This is a genomic window from Burkholderia diffusa (assembly GCF_902499115.1).
Classification (GTDB): domain Bacteria; phylum Pseudomonadota; class Gammaproteobacteria; order Burkholderiales; family Burkholderiaceae; genus Burkholderia; species Burkholderia diffusa.
The window spans coordinates 56,415-73,814 of the sequence record NZ_CABVPN010000031.1; the positions used below are offsets into that span (position 1 = coordinate 56,415).

Genomic DNA, 17,400 nt, shown 5'->3' on the forward strand with positions numbered 1-17,400 from the left:
TCAACCGGCCTTGAGCTTGCCGCCGGCGATCTTGCCGCAATCGCCGGACGGCAACAGCACGAACGACTTCGAATCACGAGCCTGCGTGGCCTGCCCCGCGCACGAATGTGCGCCCTCGGCGCAGTCGTTCTTGGCGACCGCGTTCACGCCATAGCATTTTTCCAGATGGTTCTGCGCCATCTTCGCCATGTTGTCCTTGACGACCTGGGGCATATTGCTCATATCCTTCATACCCTGCGCCTGTCCCGGAGCGGCTTGCATGGCAAGCGCAAGTCCGATCGCGGCTGACAGGGAGGAAACGGCTAAGGCGGATTTGCTCATGGTGTCTTCTCCTGAAGATCGGGGGATCGCCGGTGCGCGACCTTGTCAGAAAATTCGCTCCGCGGCGACTAAAGGTTACGCAGCTCGCCGGAAAATTTTCTGCGCCGGACCTTGTAGCGGGATACCTTGGAAATGACCGACGACGAAAGCCATCGTGCAAAGCGTATCCGTCTGGTCCGGCCGGCAGCCGGGCCCGAGGCAGGTAGCGGACGGACGGCGATTCGGGAGGACGGATCGCCCGACTGGTCGATGCTGATGGCGTGCGCACAGATCGGCGACCGGGACGCCTACCGCCGGCTGCTCGAGAGCGTCACCCCGTACTTGAGGCGACTTGCTGCACGCCACGGCGTCCACCCCGATGCCATCGAGGATGTGGTGCAGGACATACTGATCACCCTTCATCAAGTGCGCCACACCTACGCGCCCGCGCGGCCATTCGGGCCGTGGCTGGTATCGATAGCGAGTCGCCGCATCGTTGACGCGCTGCGTCGCCAGGGCCGTGCGGCATCACGCGAGATGTCGCTCGACCCCGACCACGAAACCTTGGCCGGCGACGGAGCGAATCTTATGGAGGAGGCAGCCGATGCGCGGGTGCTGCGCGACGCGCTTGCCCGGTTACCCCAGGGCCAGCGCGACGCGATCCGGATGCTCAAACTCGAGGAAATGTCGTTGAAGGAAGCGGCCGTCGCGAGCGGCATGACGGTTGCCGCCCTGAAGGTCGCGGTCCATCGCGGGATCAAGGCATTACGTAAATTGCTGGCGAGAAAAGGGACAGCTGAATGAAACGGCCGACCTCCGAACTGATCGAATCGCTGGTAGCGGACAGCACGCCGGTCCGCCCGCTGCGCCGGCCGCTGTGGCGGGCAACCGGCTGGCTGACGTTCGCGGCGCTGCTGCTCTTTGCCATTGCCGTCGCGCACGGCTTGCGGCCGGATCTGTCGTTGAAGCTGCACGAGCGAGCGTTCGTCACCGGCATCGCAGCGGCGGCGGCAACAGGAATTCTGGCCGCCATCGGCGCGTTCATCGCGAGCGTGCCGGGGCGCTCGCTGCGATGGCTTCTGTTGCCGTCGCCGGCTCTGTTCGTCTGGATCTCGACGATCGGCTACGGTTGCCTGACGAATTGGGTCGAAATCGGCCCCGACGGCCTGTCGCCGGGCGAAACAGCCCGCTGTTTTGCGACGCTCGTGCTCACCGGTGTGCCGCTTTCGTTGACGCTGCTGATCATGCTGCGCCATGCCGCACGTCTCGCGCCGGTGCCTGTGGTCATGGCGGGAAGCGTTGCCGTCTCCGCGATGACGGCGGTCGCGCTATCGCTCTATCATCCGCTCGACGCCACGATGATGATTCTCGCGTGGAACGTCGGACTGACAATTGTCCTGCTGATCGCAAGTGCGTCGTACGGTGCGCGGTTGCTCCGTTGGGTCGGGGCGGGGGTGTGACCGACGGATGAGGTTTGGCCTGCTTTCACGCGACGCCTAAATGTTCGCGAAGCTTCTCACTAAACGTGGCGAGGCCGATCGGATGGAGAACTGAAAGATTACGAGCGAATTAACCTGACAAACAAGAAAGCATCACGTAATCAACATTACGAATTGCATGCGCAACTCATTGATTGCAAACGAGAATTGTTTTTGTTAGCATCCACAAACGAAAATAGATCTCATTGCCATATATGACAAAAACTGCAATCAGGGAGACCTTCCGTTCGAGCACACAGGTTTTGCGCTCGATACGTCAACCACCCTCGTAACCTTCGCGTCGGTTCGGACTTCGCCGCTCGCTGATCGGCCCGCCGTAGACCAAAGCAAATTTGTCACCATTTGCGAAGTAAAAGTGTCACTTTACCGGCCGACACCGACGCGGAATCGGAAAACTTTCGCAAATTCATGGGCTTGAGTGTCGCGCAATAAAGTCGTCACTGGCCCCGGCGTTGCGAAGACAGATGTCAACCCACCCGGGACGCCCTCGCACCGCCGGCAGTCGCGGTTACACGTTCCGCGGAGCCCGAGTTTGAATGGGTAATCACACTATCGTGATAACAAGGCTTATCTCTCCATCTCTATCGAATCGTTGATAGCATGCGTGGTGTTGTCGGCACTGAAACTCGACGCCCTCGAACCTTGCTACGATAGGTTCACGACATCGGCCGCGACACAACGTGCGTGCGACCTGCCGATCAGAACACCTGCCCATTTCATCGGTTAGCGACCTATGATGGGCGTTAGCAAAGGCGTCGACGAGCAAACCACGATTCGCCTTGCGCCTCGCGTGAGAGCGACGTAGAGATGTTGCGCAGTCATGCGTTCGGGCTCAAGAATAACTACGACGTCAGCCTCCAGCCCTTTCAGAAGAAGCGTGCTTCCAACGGCGCGCCGGCCCAGCGGCCGACCTAGTTGACGATTCCGCTCGCGGGCCTGAATCGCCGCGGCAATGAACCCAATTTCGCCCTCGGCTGCTCTCAGCGCTGAGATACAGCAGTGCAGCACCTCGGGTCGGTAGACACGCGCACCGCGTTGATCCGCGAGGGACAGGAGCAGAGTAATTGAGGTCGTGTGGCTGGGAGCCGCTATGAACGCCACTGCTGCGTCTTCTGCGGGCGTCGCGGGCGTGCGGGCTCGACCGCCTCGTATTGTTTCGACTCGCGTGAGGAGGTTTGCAACACCCACCCCGGTCATTAGTGAAGTCGCGAACTCGGCAATTTGTCGCAGCGCGTTGGGACTAGTCAAATCGAACTGCCGGGCGAAGTTCACCAGGTCTTTCAGGTCGACCGCCTCAACGGAAGTGGCGCCCGGAGTCTGCATGGTGAGTTGGTGGCGACCATTGACATTGATGGCGTCGCCAATGACCAGAACGCGGCCGTCTCGGTTTGGCGCTTCAGTCCTGGCGGCCATCAGTCGCTGCTGCAGTTCCGTGCCTTGGATTAGCTGAACCCACTGGACTCCCTCTGGCGCTCCGCGCAGGTCCACAGGTTGACCAGCCTGCAATGATGCGCGGGCTTGAAGTAGCCAGGCGCCCAGCGCGTCCATGCCTGCGAGTTGCCATCGCCAAGGGGTCTGCAGTGCGCCGATGGGCGGGAATGCAACCTGCGCCTCACGCTCCCAGTGGACCAGTGGGTCGCGGAAGCCGAATATCGCCTGCATCGGATCACCTAGGATGCAAGTGGGCAGTGTCTGCGCGATGGAGCAGATGATGGCGTGCTGCGAGGTGTTGCAGTCCTGATATTCGTCCACCAGCAATCGCGAATATGTCGAGGTTATGGGGTCACTGATGTGACCGGCCTGCAGGAGCCCTTGCACGGCAGCTCGGATAGCAGGGTAGTCGGCGTTCGGGTTGGCTAGTTCGAGAACACGCGCGTCGAGGCCCGCGCGGAGCGGAAACGTGCCCGCTAGCCGCATCGCGAAACCGTCGATGGTCGACACCCTGTACGCTGAGTTCGAGACGCCGCCACGCTGGAGCCTAGCGCGTAGAGCGGCGACTCCAGCGTTGGTGTGCGTTAGCACCAAGACTGGCTTGTTGTCGGTGTGTTGATGCAGCGCGTCCGCGATGAGCTGGGTCTTGCCGCATCCGGCTGGGGCGGTAACTGAGCCTAGGCGCGCCTGAAAGATGTCGATTTCAGGCGGCGGCACTCGTCCACCCCCAGAGCCGCTTCGTAATGTGGACGAAGCCCGGCTCTGCATTCGCTATATGAGGGCCGACGACGTCCTTGGCGATTTCCTGGAAACCGCTCACTGACTTGAACCAGCCGTTCTTGTTGTTGCGAGCGGCAAGTCCGAGCAATGCTCGGCTCGCCGGTGTGTAGCCGCCATTCAGCCGTTCGGCCTCTATGGCTTCCAAGGTGACTTGTCCGTTTGACTTCGACTTGATGTGCTCGGCCATGAGCTCGCGGCCGACCATCTCGTCCGCCTTATTCAGCAGCGCGTGCACCGCTTCGTTGCTTGAATGGCGAAATAGCTCGTCCTCGAGTGCCAAACCGGGCCGCCACGTGAGGTATTGGCCGCCAGCCGCAACGAATCTCTCGACGAGTCCGACGGTTGAAACTGGCTTGTCCGCGTCGACAAAGACGAGGACGCGATAGCCCAACTTGAGGAACACCTCCCCTCGTGTGAAGCATTGGTCGGGGCTTCCTCCGCCCGCGTCCACGTATGAGCCTCCGTCGGCCAGGAATGACGTCGCGCCACAGTGGACCCACCACTGGTCCATCCCGCGGGCGAATCCGACCTCGCTGGCGCCTTCGCAGACGATGACGGACTTGGACAGGAAGGCCTCGGCCGCCTTGCGCAATGTGCCCTGGATGCCCTCGTCCGTACCGGCGCATGTGGCCGTGTGGATGCCTGAACGCTGGCGCACGACGAAAAGCTGATTGCCAGCGAGCTCCCTGAGCGTCACCGGTGAATGGGTTGTCATAAAGACCTGCAGCGGCTGCGTCGCGTCCTTCGCTCCGAGTGAGTCGAGCAGTCGCATGAGCCGGTGTGGCTCAAGTCCGTACTCAACTTCGTCTACCAGCGCGACTGTGGCGGCCGCCGCTGCGGCTCTTTGCAACCCCGCGACAAGGAGCCGCCCCGAACCGGTACCCAGCGACCGCAGAGGAATGCCGATCTCGCTGTGGAGTGCGATAGCACCGTCGCCAATCGACACCGAGTGAGCATCGAGTAGCGCCTGAGCGCTCGCACCGACGGCTACGCCTAGGCCTGTCGCTGTCTGGGTGACCACTTGCAAGGTCTGGGCAAGTTGAGGGCCAGCTTGAGCGCCGAAGGTGGCCCGGGCGGCACGTGCCGCGCCGGCGAGTTCCGAGCCAAGGTTCGCGCGCTCTTCCGTGAGCCGGTTCAACACCGAGCCCCTAGCCCACGAAAGGTTCGTGTTTGCGTAGGTGCCGATTCGGGCCGGCGCTAGGATGGCGCGGTCCTTCCAGGCCAGAGACCGTTCCAGTTGCTGGTGTGCGGCTCGGTCGGAATAAAGCGTCCAACTCGGCTCGAGGTCGCCATTGACTTCGAGCTTCAGCGTCAGAACCGTTTCTAGACCTGCGCGCGGCTCGTCTTCAAGCAGCCCGGTGCTGCAGTCGAATCCGCGAAGGAACTCTCCGTAGGTGTCGATGTTCTTCAGCGCGTCGGGTAGTGCGCCGAGCGTGGCCGCAATCACGACGGTCCGAGTGACGTCCAGGCCGAAGAAGTCAGTGTCGCCGAAAGGTGCGCTCCTCCGCGCTCCAAGGCACAGGTCAATAGCATCGAGGATGGTCGACTTGCCGCTATCACCGGGGCCAATAAGGCAATTCACGCCGTTGGATGGTGTCCAATCGAGCGTCTGTATCGAACGGAAATTTCGAATTTCAAGGCGACGGACGCGCGTCATGTTTCCTCTCAGTTGGTCTGGCAAATATCCCAACGCGACGAAAACTGCCCAAGTGACGCACAAGTACTCATCAGGCATCCCCTGACGTCAGCTTTCTTCAGCGAACCGGTCACCGCGAGTCTAGACGCTGACCGACCGCATGCAGCCTCTAGCAGCCGCTCAGATTCTATCTTTCTACGACGGTTCTGGGGCGGGACTGTCGGCCGTGGCTCGTCGTTGACCCTACGCCGCCTTACAGTGATCGACTATGAAATCCGTAACTTTCGGTCCGGCTGCCGATGTCTGCGACGTGAATTGACGAATTTGCTTCGGACATAGGCGAAGTGACAGAATTATTTTGGAGAGACTGTCGATAAACTCGTCACTTCACGCGATGCACGCCGTCCGCAACGGGCATCGCGAGTTGACACCTTTCCTTTGCTCTACGCTCGCCGCCCGCCCCGCTTCCGGCTGCCGCGCGGTCGCCCGGCAGCCGGTTGCCTTCGGGCTTCGCCCGCTTTCGCATCGCCCTACCGTCAACCTTTCGCCACCTCCATCAAACCTCCATCTTTCCGCACAAAAAACTCCATCGGGCGCACGCACACTGCGATCCGAAAATGCGGGCCGTCGAGTGCCTGCATCCCATGGAGTCCACATGACGAATCAGAAACGATGCCTCTACAGCGCCGTATGCGCGCTGGCGGCGGCAATGCTGGCGGGCTGCGGGCCCGCCGAACAGCAGGCCGCCGCGCCGGCCACCCCTGTCGCAGCGATGACGCTGGCAGGCGCCCCCCTCGACCTGGCCGAAGACCTGCCGGGCCGCGTCGCGGCCGTCCGGATCGCCGAGATCCGGCCGCAGGTCAGCGGCATCGTGCAGCGACGGCTGTTCGAACAGGGCACGGAAGTGCGGGCGGCCCAGCCGCTGTTCCAGATCAACCCGGCGCCGTTCAAGGCCGACATGGATACGGCCGCGGCGGCGCTGCAACGCGCGCAAGCCGCGCTCGAACGGGCCAAGGTGCAGACGACGCGGCTAAAACCGCTGGTCGAGGCCGACGCGATCAGCCGGCAGGTCTATGACGACTCGGTGTCCCAACGCGACCAGGCCGCCGCCGACGTCGCACAGGCCCGCGCGACGCTCGCACGACGCCGGCTCGACCTGAAGTTCGCGACCGTCGAGGCGCCGATCACGGGCCGCATCGACCAGGCGCTCGTGACCGAGGGCGCGCTGGTCGCGAGCAGCGACAGCCAGCCGATGGCACGCATCCAGCAGATCGACCAGGTATACGTGGATGTGCGCCAGCCGGCCGCATCGCTCGAATCGCTGCGCGGCGCCCTCGCGGCTCAGCCGGACGCGACGGGCAATGGCCTGCCGGTCGACGTGCTGCGCGGCGACGACTCGCGCTACGACGTGAGGGGCCGCATGCTGTTCTCGGGCGTCAACGTCGACCCGGGCACCGGCGACGTGCTGCTGCGCGTGCTGGTCGACAACCCGAAGCGCGAGCTGCTGCCCGGCATGTACGTGCGCGCCCGCATCCCGCGTGGGCACTATGACAACGCGCTGACCGTGCCGCAACAGGCGATCGTCCGCGCAGGCGGCAAGCCGCAGGTCTGGGTGCTCGACGCGAAGAGCCAGGCGCATCTGAAGGCCGTCGAGGTGGGCGAGCTGACGAACCGCAGCTACCGCATCAAGTCGGGCCTGCAGGCAGGCCAGAAGGTCGTCGTCGAAGGCATGGAACGCCTGAGCGACGGCGCGACCGTGACGGCGACCGCATGGAAGGCGCCCGAGACGGTCAAGACCGCTTCCGCGCACTGAGTCACGGGAGCCTCAAGTCATGTCCCAATTCTTCATCCGGCGCCCGGTCTTCGCATGGGTGATCGCCCTCTTCATCATCCTGCTGGGCCTGATCGCCATTCCCGAACTGCCGGTTGCGCGCTACCCGTCGGTCGCGCCGCCGACCGTCACCATTACCGCCACCTACCCGGGCGCCACGCCGCAGACGATGAGCGACAGCGTGCTGAGCCTCATCGAGCGCGAGCTGTCCGGCGTGCGAAACCTGCTGTATTTCGAATCGTCGGCGGATACCTCCGGTCAGGCGCAGATCACCGCGACCTTCAAGCCCGGCACCGATTCGGCGATGGCGCAGGTCGAAGTACAGAACAAGCTAAAGTCGGTCGAACCGCGCCTGCCTCCCGTCGTGCGGCAAAACGGCGTGATCGTGCAATCGGCCGCCACGGGCTTCCTGTTGTTCGTCGGCCTCAAGTCGGAAAGCGGCCGCTACGACGAAAACGCGCTCGCTGACTACATGGCGCGCAACGTCGTCGAAGACCTGCGACGTGTCGAAGGTGTCGGCAAGGTGCAGTTGTTCGGCTCCGAACAGGCGATGCGCATCTGGGTCGATCCGCAGAAGCTGATCACCTACGGCCTGTCGATGAACGACCTGACGACGGCCGTCAGCCAGCAGAACGTGCAGATCGCGCCGGGCAGCCTCGGCGCGGCGCCCGCGCTGTCCGGGCAGCGCGTCACGGTGCCGCTCACCGCGCAAGGCCAGCTCACGACGCCGGAGCAGTTCGCGAAGATCGTGCTGCGCGCGAATGCGAACGGCTCGAAGGTCGTGCTCGGCGACGTCGCACGGGTCGAACTCGGCCCGCAGGCGTTCACCTTCGTCAACAGCGAGAACGGCAAACCCGCCACCTTCGCGGGCGTGCAGCTGGCGCCGGGCGCCAACGCGGTGAAGACCGCGGAGGCCGTGCGCGAGCAACTGGACATGATCGCCAGGACGATGCCTGCCGGCATGGCCTACTCGATCCCGTTCGATACCGCGCCGTTCGTGAAGATCTCGATCGAGAAGGTCGTTCACACGCTGCTCGAGGCGATGGTGCTCGTGTTCCTGGTGATGTACCTGTTCCTGCAGAACGTGCGCTACACGCTGATCCCGGCGATCGTCGCGCCGGTGGCGATGCTCGGCACCTTCACGGTCATGCTGATGACAGGCTTCTCGATCAACGTGCTGACGATGTTCGGCATGGTGCTCGCGATCGGCATCATCGTCGACGATGCGATCGTCGTCGTCGAGAACGTCGAACGCCTGATGGTGGAAGAAGGTCTGTCGCCGAAGGACGCGACGATCAAGGCGATGAAGGAAATCACCGGCGCGATCATTGGCATCACGCTGGTGCTGACGGCCGTGTTCCTGCCGATGGCGATGTCGAGCGGTTCGGTCGGCGTGATCTATCAGCAGTTCACGCTGTCGATGGCCGTGTCGATCATGTTCTCGGCCCTGCTCGCGCTGACGCTGACGCCGGCCCTGTGCGCGACGATACTCAAGCCGGTCGAACACGGGCACCACGAGAAGCGTGGCTTCTTCGGCTGGTTCAACCGCCGTTTCGACCGCCTCACGCAATGGTACGAGACGCGCGTCGGCCGGCTGGTCGGCCGCACCGGGCGCGTGATGCTGCTGTTCGTCGCGATTTCTGCCGCGCTGGTGTTCGGCTTCCGGATGCTGCCGTCGTCGTTCCTGCCCGAGGAAGACCAGGGCTACTTCATGACCGGCGTCCTGCTCCCGGCGGATTCGACCGTCGAGCGCACCGGCGACGTGGTCAAGGCGCTCGAGAAACATCTCGCATCGCGTCCGGCCATCGAGTCGAGCATCTCCATCATCGGCTACGGCTTCTCCGGCCTCGGCTCGAATGCTGCACTGAATTACGCGGTGCTGAAGGACTGGAACAAGCGCGGCGGTGCCTCCACGCTGGACGAGGCGATGCGCGCGCAGGCAGCGATGGGCGGCGTGACCGAAGGCACGGTCATGAGCCTGTTGCCGCCGGCGATCGACGGGCTGGGCACCAGCTCGGGCTTCACGATGCGCCTGCAGGATCGCGCCAACCAGGGCCACGCGGCGCTCAAGGCGGCCGAAACCAGGCTGCTCGAACTGGCCGCGCAAAGCAAGGTGGTGACCGGCGTCTATCCGGACAGCCTGCCGACCGGTACGAGCGTGAAGCTCGACATCGACCGCGAGAAGGCCGAAGCGCTCGGCGTGTCGTTCACGACCATCAGCGACACGCTGTCGGCCGCGATGGGTTCGACCTATGTGAACGACTTTCCCAACGCGGGCCGCATGCAGCAGGTGATCATTCAGGCCGATGCGCCGGCACGCATGCAGATCGAAAACGTGATGAAGCTCTACGTGCGCAACGCGACCGGCGGCATGGTGCCGCTGTCCGAAGTGGTGCGTCCGGTCTGGTCGGAAGCCCCGCTCCAGATGGTGCGCTTCCAGGGTTATCCGTCCGCGCGCATCTCCGGCGGTTCGGCGCCCGGCTACTCCAGCGGCGCGGCGATGGCCGAGATGGAGCGTCTGGCCGCGCAGTTGCCGCCGGGCTTCTCGGTCGCCTGGACCGGCCAGTCGCTGCAGGAGCGCGAATCGGCATCGCAGGCGCCGATGCTGATGGCGCTGTCGATGGTCGTCGTGTTCCTCGTGCTCGCGGCGCTCTACGAGAGCTGGGCGATTCCGCTGTCGGTGATGCTGGTGGTGCCGCTCGGCTTGATCGGCGCACTCGGCGCCGTGATGCTCCGCGGGCTGCCGAACGACGTGTTCTTCAAGGTCGGGATGATCACCGTGATCGGCCTGTCGGCGAAGAACGCGATCCTGATCGTGGAATTCGCGAAGCAGTTGCGCGAGGAAGGCAAGGGGCTGATCGAGGCTGCCGTGCAGTCGTCGAAGCTGCGCCTGCGCCCGATCCTGATGACATCGCTCGCGTTCGGGCTCGGCGTGGTGCCGCTCGTCATCGCCTCCGGCGCCAGCTCCGAGACGCAACACGCGATCGGCACCGGCGTGCTGGGCGGTATGATCACCGCCACCGTGCTAGCCATTTTCTTCGTTCCGGTTTTCTTCGTGTTCGTGATGACCATCCAGGAACGCATCTCGGCATGGCTGGCACCCGGCAAGAAGCCCGCCGCCGCGACCCACGAACAAGAAGGTTGATGCCATGCGATTGCTTTTTCTTTCCGCCGCGGTTTCCACCGCCCTCGCGCTGTCGGCGTGCTCGATGGCGCCGAAGCTGGTCAAGCCCGTGATGCCGGTGCCGACCGCCTATACGACCGCTGCCGCGGCAGACCAGCACGCGAACGCGGCCGATCTCGGCTGGCGCACGATGTTCGGCGACCGTCGCCTGCAGCGCCTGATCGAGCTCGCGCTCGAGAACAACCGCGACCTGCGCCTGGCCGCGCTGAACGTCCAGGCTGCCGAAGCGCAGTATGGAATCCAGCGTTCCGCGCGCCTGCCGTCGATCGGCGCTGGCGCGAGCTTCACGCGCCAGCGCACGGCGGCCGACTCGCAATCGAACCCGCCGCTGCTCGAAAACACGCAGAACCAGTACGGCGTGAACATCGGCGTCAGCGCGTTCGAGATCGACCTGTTCGGCCGCGTGAAATCGCTGTCCGATGCGGCGTTCGCGCGCTACCTCGCGACCGATCACGGCCGCCGCGCGGTGCAGATCGCGCTCGTCGGCTCCGTGGCCAACGCGTATTTCGCCGAGCGCCTCGCACAGGAACAGCGCGCATTGTCCGAACGCACGCTGAACGACTGGCGCCAGTCGCTCGACCTCGCCCGCCGCCTCAAGCTCGCGGACCAGGTGAGCGGCGTCGACATCGCGCAGGCCGAAGGCCAGGTCGCGAGCGCCAGCGCCGATCACGAAGCGCGCTCGCGCGCCGTCGAGCAGGCGGGTAACGCACTGCGATTGCTGGTCGGCACCGACCTGCCGAAGACCCTGCCCGACCCGCTGTCGCTGGAACGCCAGCCGGTGATGACGCAACTGCCGGCCGGATTGCCGTCGGAATTGCTGTACCGCCGGCCGGACATCCAGCAGGCCGAGCAGAATCTCGTCGCCGCCAACGCCGACATCGGCGCGGCGCGCGCGGCGTTCTTCCCGCGCCTGTCGCTGACCTCGTCGATCGGCTTCCTCAGCCCGGGGCTGGGCAGCCTGTTCGACGGCGGCCAGCGCGTGTGGAGCTTCGCGCCGCAGGTCACGTTGCCGATCTTCCAGGGCGGCCGGCTGCGCTCCGAGCTGAATCTTGCGGAAGTGCGCAAGTCCAGCGCCGTGGTCGAGTACGAACGCGCGATCCAGACCGCGTTCCGCGAAGTGGCCGACGGCCTCGCCGGGCGCGAGACCTTCAGCCGCCAGATCGACGCGCAAAGCCGGGTCGTCAAGAGTGCCGAGCGCCGCACCGATCTCGTGAACCTGCGCTATCGCGCCGGCATCGAGGATCGGCTGGAACTGCTCGACTCGCAGCGGCAGCTGTATGCCGCGCGTCAGGCCTTGCTGGATCTGCGCAACGCCGAACTGGGCAACGCGGTCGCGCTCTACAAGGCTCTCGGCGGCGGCCTGATCGACACTGACGTGCCGCCGGCCGGCAGCGTGGCGAACCACTGAGCCACGGGTCGTCGTTCCGTTCGTGACGATCGAATGCCCGGCAAGAGACGGCGGCACACGGGCCACGCCGCCGTCCCGTCGACAGGTCACGCTCATTTCCGGTGAAACCCATGAACCCATTGATACTGATCGCCGATGACGATCCGGAGATCGCCGAGATCCTCGACGCCTATCTCGCTCACGACGGTTTTCGCACCTACCGCGTCGGTCACGGTCAGGCCGTGCTCGACGTGCGGCCCGTGCTGAAGCCCGACCTGATCCTGCTCGACATCATGATGCCGAAGAAGGATGGCTGGGAAGTCCTGGTCGAACTGCGCCGCCGCGGCGACACGCCGATCGTCATCGTCACGGCGCTCGAGCGCGAAATCGATCGTTTGCAGGGTTTGCGTTTCGGCGCGGACGACTACATCACGAAGCCATTCAATCCAGCCGAGGTGGTCGCGCGCGTCCGTGCGATCCTACGTCGTTACGAAACATCCGCGTCGGGACGCTTAATCACGGTCGGCAACCTTGAAATCGACATGCAAAGCTATCTGACGAAGGTCCGCACGGACACCGGAGAAACCAGTGTCTCGCTGACGCTGACCGAATTCCGGCTGCTCGCGCACCTAGCCGGCTCGCCCAACCGCGTGTTCACGCGCAGCGAACTGATCGATGCCTGCCTCGCCGACGCCGACGCACTCGAGCGTACCGTCGACAGTCACATCAGCAGGCTGCGCAGGAAGCTCGACGCTGCGCGGGCCGACAGCATACCGGAGGTCATGCGCGGTATCGGCTACCGTCTTCGGGAATCCGGATGAGTCTCGATCGTACGGTATGCCGTCGGATCGCGACCATCTGGGCTCTTGGTGCGATCTCGATCGTGCTGGCCATTGCGATCGGATGGTTCGCCGTCTACGGCACGGTACAGGTTTTCCTGACGACGTCGACCGACAACGAGATTGGCATCATGGTCCGGAACACGCCGGCTTACCTGTTGCTCGCAGCCGTATTGCTCGTCTGTCTGATTTCGACGATCGTCGATCTGGTCAAGTGTGCCGGCGAGACGGCGCGTGTCGCTCGCGCATCGGCCTGCGAGTGCAAACGGAGGCGTTGGGGCGAGTCCGCATGCGGTAGTATCGATATTTAATCGAAGCCCTCGACGCTACTGAACGTGTTGTCATGTCCGACCTTTCTTCCTCGTCCGCCGCTGGTCAGCCGCTCGTGCTCATCGCCGAGGACGACGCCGACATCGCCGACATTCTCACGGCCTACCTTTCACGCAGCGGGTTGCGAAGCGTAAGAGCGGCCGACGGCCGCGACGCGCTGGCGCTGCATCTGCAGCTCAAACCCGATCTCATGCTGCTCGATGTGCAGATGCCGCTCGTCGACGGCTGGAAGGTGCTCGCCGAAATCCGCCATCGCGGCAACACACCGGTGATCATGCTGACCGCGCTCGATCAAGACATCGACAAGCTGACCGGCCTGCGCATCGGCGCCGACGACTACGTGGTCAAGCCGTTCAATCCCGCCGAAGTCGCCGCGCGCGTGCAGGCAGTACTACGCAGGTCGATGCCCAGCTCACGCGGGGACAAACTGCAGGTATTGCGCGCGGCTCCGTTCGAGATCGACCTCGAACGCCACGAAGCGACTGTCGACGTTGCCGGCGTGCAGCGTTCCCTTTTTCTGACGCTCACCGAGTTCAAGCTGCTCACGCAGCTTGCGCGTGCACCGCAGCGTGTGTTCAGTCGAGCCGAGCTTATGAGTGCTTGTCTGCAGGAAGGCGATGCGCTTGAGCGCACCGTCGACAGTCACATCAGCAAGCTGCGCCGAAAGCTGGACGACTTTGGCATCTCTGGCGTCCTCGTCAGTGTACGCGGCGTCGGCTATAAGCTCCGGAGCGGCGAATGAAGCTCGAAGGCCTGAGTCGGTTGATTGCGATGACGATGGCTGCAATGGCGTTCGCGGTCACTATACTCGTGGTGGTGACCGCCTATGCTTTCTATTATTTCGCATACAGGTACTGGCCACACGCGTTCGTCCCATCGCGATGGGTGCCGACTGGGCCCGAGTTGATTTGGTTGGTCTCGACCACGCTGGTTGGGCTCGCCCTCGCCGTATTCGTTGCGGCTCAACTCGCGCACCGTATCCTCGTGCCGCTCAATTCCGTGACGGACGGCATCCGGCGCGTCGCGCGCGGCGACCTCGACGCGCGCGCGATCGTGGGCGACCGCTCGCTCCACGAAGCCGCGCTGCTTGCCGACAACTTCAATGAGCTCGCCAGCAAACTGCAGCGCGTGAGTCAGGAACAAGCCTTCTGGAACGCCGCGATCGCGCACGAGCTACGCACCCCCGTCACCGTTCTGCGCGGACGGCTGCAGGGTCTTGCCGAAGGCGTATTCACGCCCAGCGACGCACAGTTTCGAAGCCTGCTGGGGCAAGTCGAAGGATTGACACGGTTAATCGAGGATTTGCGGGTGGTCAGCCTGGCAGATAGTGGCCACCTCAGCATCGACATTCGCAAGACCGATCTTGCGGCCAACGTTCGGGATGTCGCCAACGCGTTCGCGCCGACGCTGCAGTCGAGCGGACATCATCTGATTGTGGACCTGGATACGACACCGGTGCGCTGCGATCCGATCCGGATCAGACAGGCGCTCCTTGCTTTGCTCGACAACGCACGCCGCTATGCCGTATCCGGCGACATCAGGATCGAAACAAGCATCGGGAACGGGACGTATGTGCTGCGCGTCGAAGACCAAGGCCCAGGCATTGCCGGCGACCTTGCAGGCGCGATCTTCAAGCCTTTTCGCCGTGTCGACGAATCACGACCTGGCGGCAGTGGTCTCGGCCTGGCCGTTGTCGCCGCCATAGCAGGTGCGCATGGCGGCAAAGCGACCTGCCGTCCGACGGCCAACGGCGGTAGCTGCTTCGAAATTCGCTGGCCGACCCACCATGATTCCAACCAGGCCCAGGACGCAACGCACGAACCAGAATGAGTTCGTGCAGACCTGGCCGGAACCCGATCATTTCGCGCTCGGACCGACTGCCAAAGCGAGCGCTTGGCACATGCGTTGGCCGCCATCCATACGGTTCCAATGCGGCGAGCGACACGGCGGGCCATGACGTGGATCGCGTCCCACCGCCTCCTCCGCACCGAATTCAGCGGGGCCTATTCCCGCGTCCAGCCCTCCTGATAAAGCTTCCCAGCCAGCACGCCGAGCCGCGCCGTGAGGATGTAGTTCTCTCCGTCCTCGATCAGCGCGGAACGTACATCGCGGAACAGCTTCTCGATCGGGAATTCGCGCGTCGTGCCGTTGCCGCCGAACAACTGAAACGCCTCGTGCGTCACCTTCATCGCCTCCTCGGTCACACTCACCTTGGCCTGTGCGGTCGCGTACGGATGACTCTGCGGTGACATGCGCGAAAACGCGAGGCTGCGCCGCGCGATTGCGCGCGCCATCTCCAGCCGGCGCAACATCTCCCCGATGCGCAGATGCGTCATCTGGTGATCCATCAGCAGTGCGCCGCCCTGCTTGCGTTCGTGGCAATACGCAAGCGCGAGTTCGAACGCTGCGCGAGCGACCCCCACGAAAACCTGGCACATGTGCGTACCCGCATACGACCACGCTGACGCAAGATTGCCGAGATAGTCGTCTTTCAGCGCGATCGCGAAGCGCCTCGGCACCTTCACGTTGTCGAAATAGATCTCGCCCTGCGGCAGCGAACGCTGGCCGATTTTGTCGAGCGGCTTGCCGCGGGACACTCCCGGCAGATCGAGCGGCAGGAGCATTGCGATGCCATTGGTGAACGCGCTACGCTCCCCCTCGCCGTAAAAACCGTCGCCGTAGTCGGCTGCCATGTAAGCGAGCGCGACCTGCGCGACCGAGCCGTTGGAGATCCACGCCGAGCTCTGCCCGTTGATCACGATCTCGTCAGCACCGACTCTCGCAGTGACGTTGCCGACCGGTTGCCGACCATTCGCATCAAGCTCCTGCCGATACAGGATCGCCGCGTCGGAACCGCGGTCGGGCTGCGTGTTCATCCAGCAGCCCACCTTGCCCGCACACATCTCGACCAGTTCCGCGTTGCCGACCGAATGCGCCATCATCAGCGGCATCGTCGCGGCGCCGATTGACACGGCGAGCCCCGAATCTCCCCAGCCGAGTTCCTCGCCGATCAGCGACTCAATGCGCACTGCGGTTTCCGGCGGAAACTGCGCGATAAGTTGCGGATCGAGCCCAAGCTTCGCGCTCTCGACGATCGCGGCCCAGTACGGCGAACCCGGGGCGATCACGTCCTCCGCCGTCATCCGGTCGAGCTCGCGGCCGATCGGCCGCAGCACGTCGCGCGCAAAACGATGAACCGTGTGCTGGATTGCGCTTTCCTCTTCGCTCAACGGTGTCTCGAAGCCGGTCATGCCGACCACGGGCAGCGCCGCGGACTTGTTCAGACGAATCATCTCCGTTCTCCTCCTGGACTCGAATCATGTCGACCCGGCAGCGGACGCGCCTGGCCATCCCACATCTAGTAATGCATACTAAACATAGGTCATAATGACAAACACAGGAAGCAAAAAAAAGACAGGGTATTCCCCTGTCTCGGTGCGCGTGGCCGCAGCGGCGGATCGCACCGCTATTTAGCCGCGGGCGCCGTCAGCGTGCCGTAGGCGATCGCGCGCGACGTCGCGATGAAATACGCATCGAGCGCCTGCGTCTGTCGACCGGTGCCGTACTGCATCGCGAGGCCGTCGGCCAGTGCGATCAGCATCGTCGCCGCATGCCGGCTATCGGCCGCGCTGAACGCCGGATTGACGGCACGCAGCAGTTGCGCGAGGTCGCGCGTGAGCGTCGCGTACCACTCGTCGTAGAGCTTGAAACACTCGGCATCGGTGGCCGCAAACGACAGCAAATGCCGGAACAGTGCGTTGTACTTGGCATCCTTCGCATCGGAAACCGAGCGCTGCAGGATCTCTTCGAACACGTCGCGCGGCGACGCATCGCTGCTGATCGCGCGCTTCATGTCGTCGAGATACGCCTGGATGACCGGCTCGATGACGGCCCGCAACACGGCGATCCGGGTCGGGAAGTAGTACTGCAGATTGCTGACGCTGATGCCCGCGGCCGCGGCAACCGCGCGCTGCGAGAATTCGAGCGGGCCGCCTTCGAGCAGCAGCTTGCGTGCGACGCGAATGATCGTGTTGCGCGTGCGCAGGCCTTGCGCCCGCAAGCCGTCGGTATTGCTCGCTGCGGCGGTGGCAGTCGAAGTGCGCCGCTTTCGGGGGCTGCGCTGCTCGTTGGACACTGTCATCGTGTTCGTCGTGAAAATGGCGTTTCGGCTTCGCCGAATGGA

Annotated in this window: 14 protein-coding genes; 9 read left to right on the forward strand and 5 right to left on the reverse strand. The window is 63.9% G+C overall.

Annotated features, from left to right (window positions below; translation table 11 throughout):
* Entirely contained in the window at positions 1-321 is a 321-nt protein-coding gene (gene bufA1, locus BTE28158_RS27115; protein WP_151047665.1) for a BufA1 family periplasmic bufferin-type metallophore, read from the reverse strand.
* 132 nt (positions 322-453) lie between these two features.
* Between bufA1 and BTE28158_RS27120 the strand changes: the two genes are divergently transcribed.
* Positions 454-1,104, forward strand: coding sequence for a sigma-70 family RNA polymerase sigma factor (locus BTE28158_RS27120; protein ID WP_151047662.1), 651 nt, complete (start codon positions 454-456; stop codon positions 1,102-1,104).
* Positions 1,101-1,760, forward strand: coding sequence for an NrsF family protein (locus BTE28158_RS27125; RefSeq protein WP_151047660.1), 660 nt, complete (start codon positions 1,101-1,103; stop codon positions 1,758-1,760). Before BTE28158_RS27120 ends, BTE28158_RS27125 begins: the two co-directional genes overlap by 4 nt.
* Before the next feature lie 762 nt (positions 1,761-2,522).
* Here the strand turns inward: BTE28158_RS27125 and BTE28158_RS27130 are convergent.
* Positions 2,523-3,998 carry a UvrD-helicase domain-containing protein gene (locus BTE28158_RS27130; protein WP_174920181.1) on the reverse strand — a complete coding sequence of 492 codons (1,476 nt, stop codon included), beginning with the start codon at positions 3,996-3,998 and terminating at the stop codon, positions 2,523-2,525.
* Positions 3,934-5,667 (reverse strand): ATP-dependent nuclease, encoded by a 1,734-nt coding sequence (locus BTE28158_RS27135; RefSeq protein ID WP_151047656.1) that lies wholly within the window; start codon positions 5,665-5,667, stop codon positions 3,934-3,936. Before BTE28158_RS27135 ends, BTE28158_RS27130 begins: the two co-directional genes overlap by 65 nt.
* A 634-nt stretch (positions 5,668-6,301) precedes the next feature.
* Here BTE28158_RS27135 and BTE28158_RS27140 point away from each other — a divergent pair.
* From BTE28158_RS27140 to BTE28158_RS27170, 7 genes are all read left to right on the forward strand, one after another.
* Complete coding sequence (locus tag BTE28158_RS27140; protein ID WP_151047654.1) at positions 6,302-7,459, forward strand: efflux RND transporter periplasmic adaptor subunit; 1,158 nt, start codon at positions 6,302-6,304, stop codon at positions 7,457-7,459.
* 19 nt (positions 7,460-7,478) lie between these two features.
* Positions 7,479-10,622 (forward strand): multidrug efflux RND transporter permease subunit, encoded by a 3,144-nt coding sequence (locus BTE28158_RS27145; RefSeq protein WP_151047652.1) that lies wholly within the window; start codon positions 7,479-7,481, stop codon positions 10,620-10,622.
* Positions 10,623-10,626: 4 nt separating this feature from the next.
* Positions 10,627-12,069, forward strand: a complete 1,443-nt coding sequence (locus BTE28158_RS27150) for an efflux transporter outer membrane subunit (RefSeq protein ID WP_151047650.1) — start codon at positions 10,627-10,629, stop codon at positions 12,067-12,069.
* A gap of 110 nt (positions 12,070-12,179) precedes the next feature.
* Positions 12,180-12,869, forward strand: coding sequence for a response regulator transcription factor (locus BTE28158_RS27155; protein ID WP_151047648.1), 690 nt, complete (start codon positions 12,180-12,182; stop codon positions 12,867-12,869).
* 62 nt (positions 12,870-12,931) lie between these two features.
* The gene (locus tag BTE28158_RS27160; RefSeq protein ID WP_151047646.1) at positions 12,932-13,198 is read left to right on the forward strand and encodes a hypothetical protein; all 267 of its coding nucleotides are present in this window, start codon (positions 12,932-12,934) and stop codon (positions 13,196-13,198) included.
* Between the two features lie 32 nt (positions 13,199-13,230).
* Complete coding sequence (locus tag BTE28158_RS27165; protein ID WP_151047644.1) at positions 13,231-13,959, forward strand: response regulator transcription factor; 729 nt, start codon at positions 13,231-13,233, stop codon at positions 13,957-13,959.
* Entirely contained in the window at positions 13,956-15,047 is a 1,092-nt protein-coding gene (locus BTE28158_RS27170) for an ATP-binding protein (protein ID WP_151047642.1), read from the forward strand. Before BTE28158_RS27165 ends, BTE28158_RS27170 begins: the two co-directional genes overlap by 4 nt.
* A gap of 173 nt (positions 15,048-15,220) precedes the next feature.
* Here BTE28158_RS27170 and BTE28158_RS27175 read toward each other — a convergent pair whose 3' ends face one another.
* The gene (locus BTE28158_RS27175; RefSeq protein ID WP_151047640.1) at positions 15,221-16,510 is read right to left on the reverse strand and encodes an acyl-CoA dehydrogenase family protein; all 1,290 of its coding nucleotides are present in this window, start codon (positions 16,508-16,510) and stop codon (positions 15,221-15,223) included.
* Positions 16,511-16,683: 173 nt separating this feature from the next.
* The gene (locus BTE28158_RS27180) at positions 16,684-17,358 is read right to left on the reverse strand and encodes a TetR/AcrR family transcriptional regulator (RefSeq protein ID WP_174920183.1); all 675 of its coding nucleotides are present in this window, start codon (positions 17,356-17,358) and stop codon (positions 16,684-16,686) included.
* Between the last annotated feature and the right edge of the window lie 42 nt (positions 17,359-17,400).

Bases quoted from the DNA above. Each gene is read 5' to 3' on its own strand.
- bufA1 (WP_151047665.1), bottom strand. From the start codon at position 321: ATGAGCAAATCCGCCTTAGCCGTTTCCTCCCTGTCAGCCGCGATCGGA.
- BTE28158_RS27120 (WP_151047662.1), top strand. From the start codon at position 454: ATGACCGACGACGAAAGCCATCGTGCAAAGCGTATCCGTCTGGTCCGG.
- BTE28158_RS27125 (WP_151047660.1), top strand. From the start codon at position 1,101: ATGAAACGGCCGACCTCCGAACTGATCGAATCGCTGGTAGCGGACAGC.
- BTE28158_RS27130 (WP_174920181.1), bottom strand. From the start codon at position 3,998: ATGCAGAGCCGGGCTTCGTCCACATTACGAAGCGGCTCTGGGGGTGGA.
- BTE28158_RS27135 (WP_151047656.1), bottom strand. From the start codon at position 5,667: ATGACGCGCGTCCGTCGCCTTGAAATTCGAAATTTCCGTTCGATACAG.
- BTE28158_RS27140 (WP_151047654.1), top strand. From the start codon at position 6,302: ATGACGAATCAGAAACGATGCCTCTACAGCGCCGTATGCGCGCTGGCG.
- BTE28158_RS27145 (WP_151047652.1), top strand. From the start codon at position 7,479: ATGTCCCAATTCTTCATCCGGCGCCCGGTCTTCGCATGGGTGATCGCC.
- BTE28158_RS27150 (WP_151047650.1), top strand. From the start codon at position 10,627: ATGCGATTGCTTTTTCTTTCCGCCGCGGTTTCCACCGCCCTCGCGCTG.
- BTE28158_RS27155 (WP_151047648.1), top strand. From the start codon at position 12,180: ATGAACCCATTGATACTGATCGCCGATGACGATCCGGAGATCGCCGAG.
- BTE28158_RS27165 (WP_151047644.1), top strand. From the start codon at position 13,231: ATGTCCGACCTTTCTTCCTCGTCCGCCGCTGGTCAGCCGCTCGTGCTC.
- BTE28158_RS27170 (WP_151047642.1), top strand. From the start codon at position 13,956: ATGAAGCTCGAAGGCCTGAGTCGGTTGATTGCGATGACGATGGCTGCA.
- BTE28158_RS27175 (WP_151047640.1), bottom strand. From the start codon at position 16,510: ATGATTCGTCTGAACAAGTCCGCGGCGCTGCCCGTGGTCGGCATGACC.
- BTE28158_RS27180 (WP_174920183.1), bottom strand. From the start codon at position 17,358: ATGACAGTGTCCAACGAGCAGCGCAGCCCCCGAAAGCGGCGCACTTCG.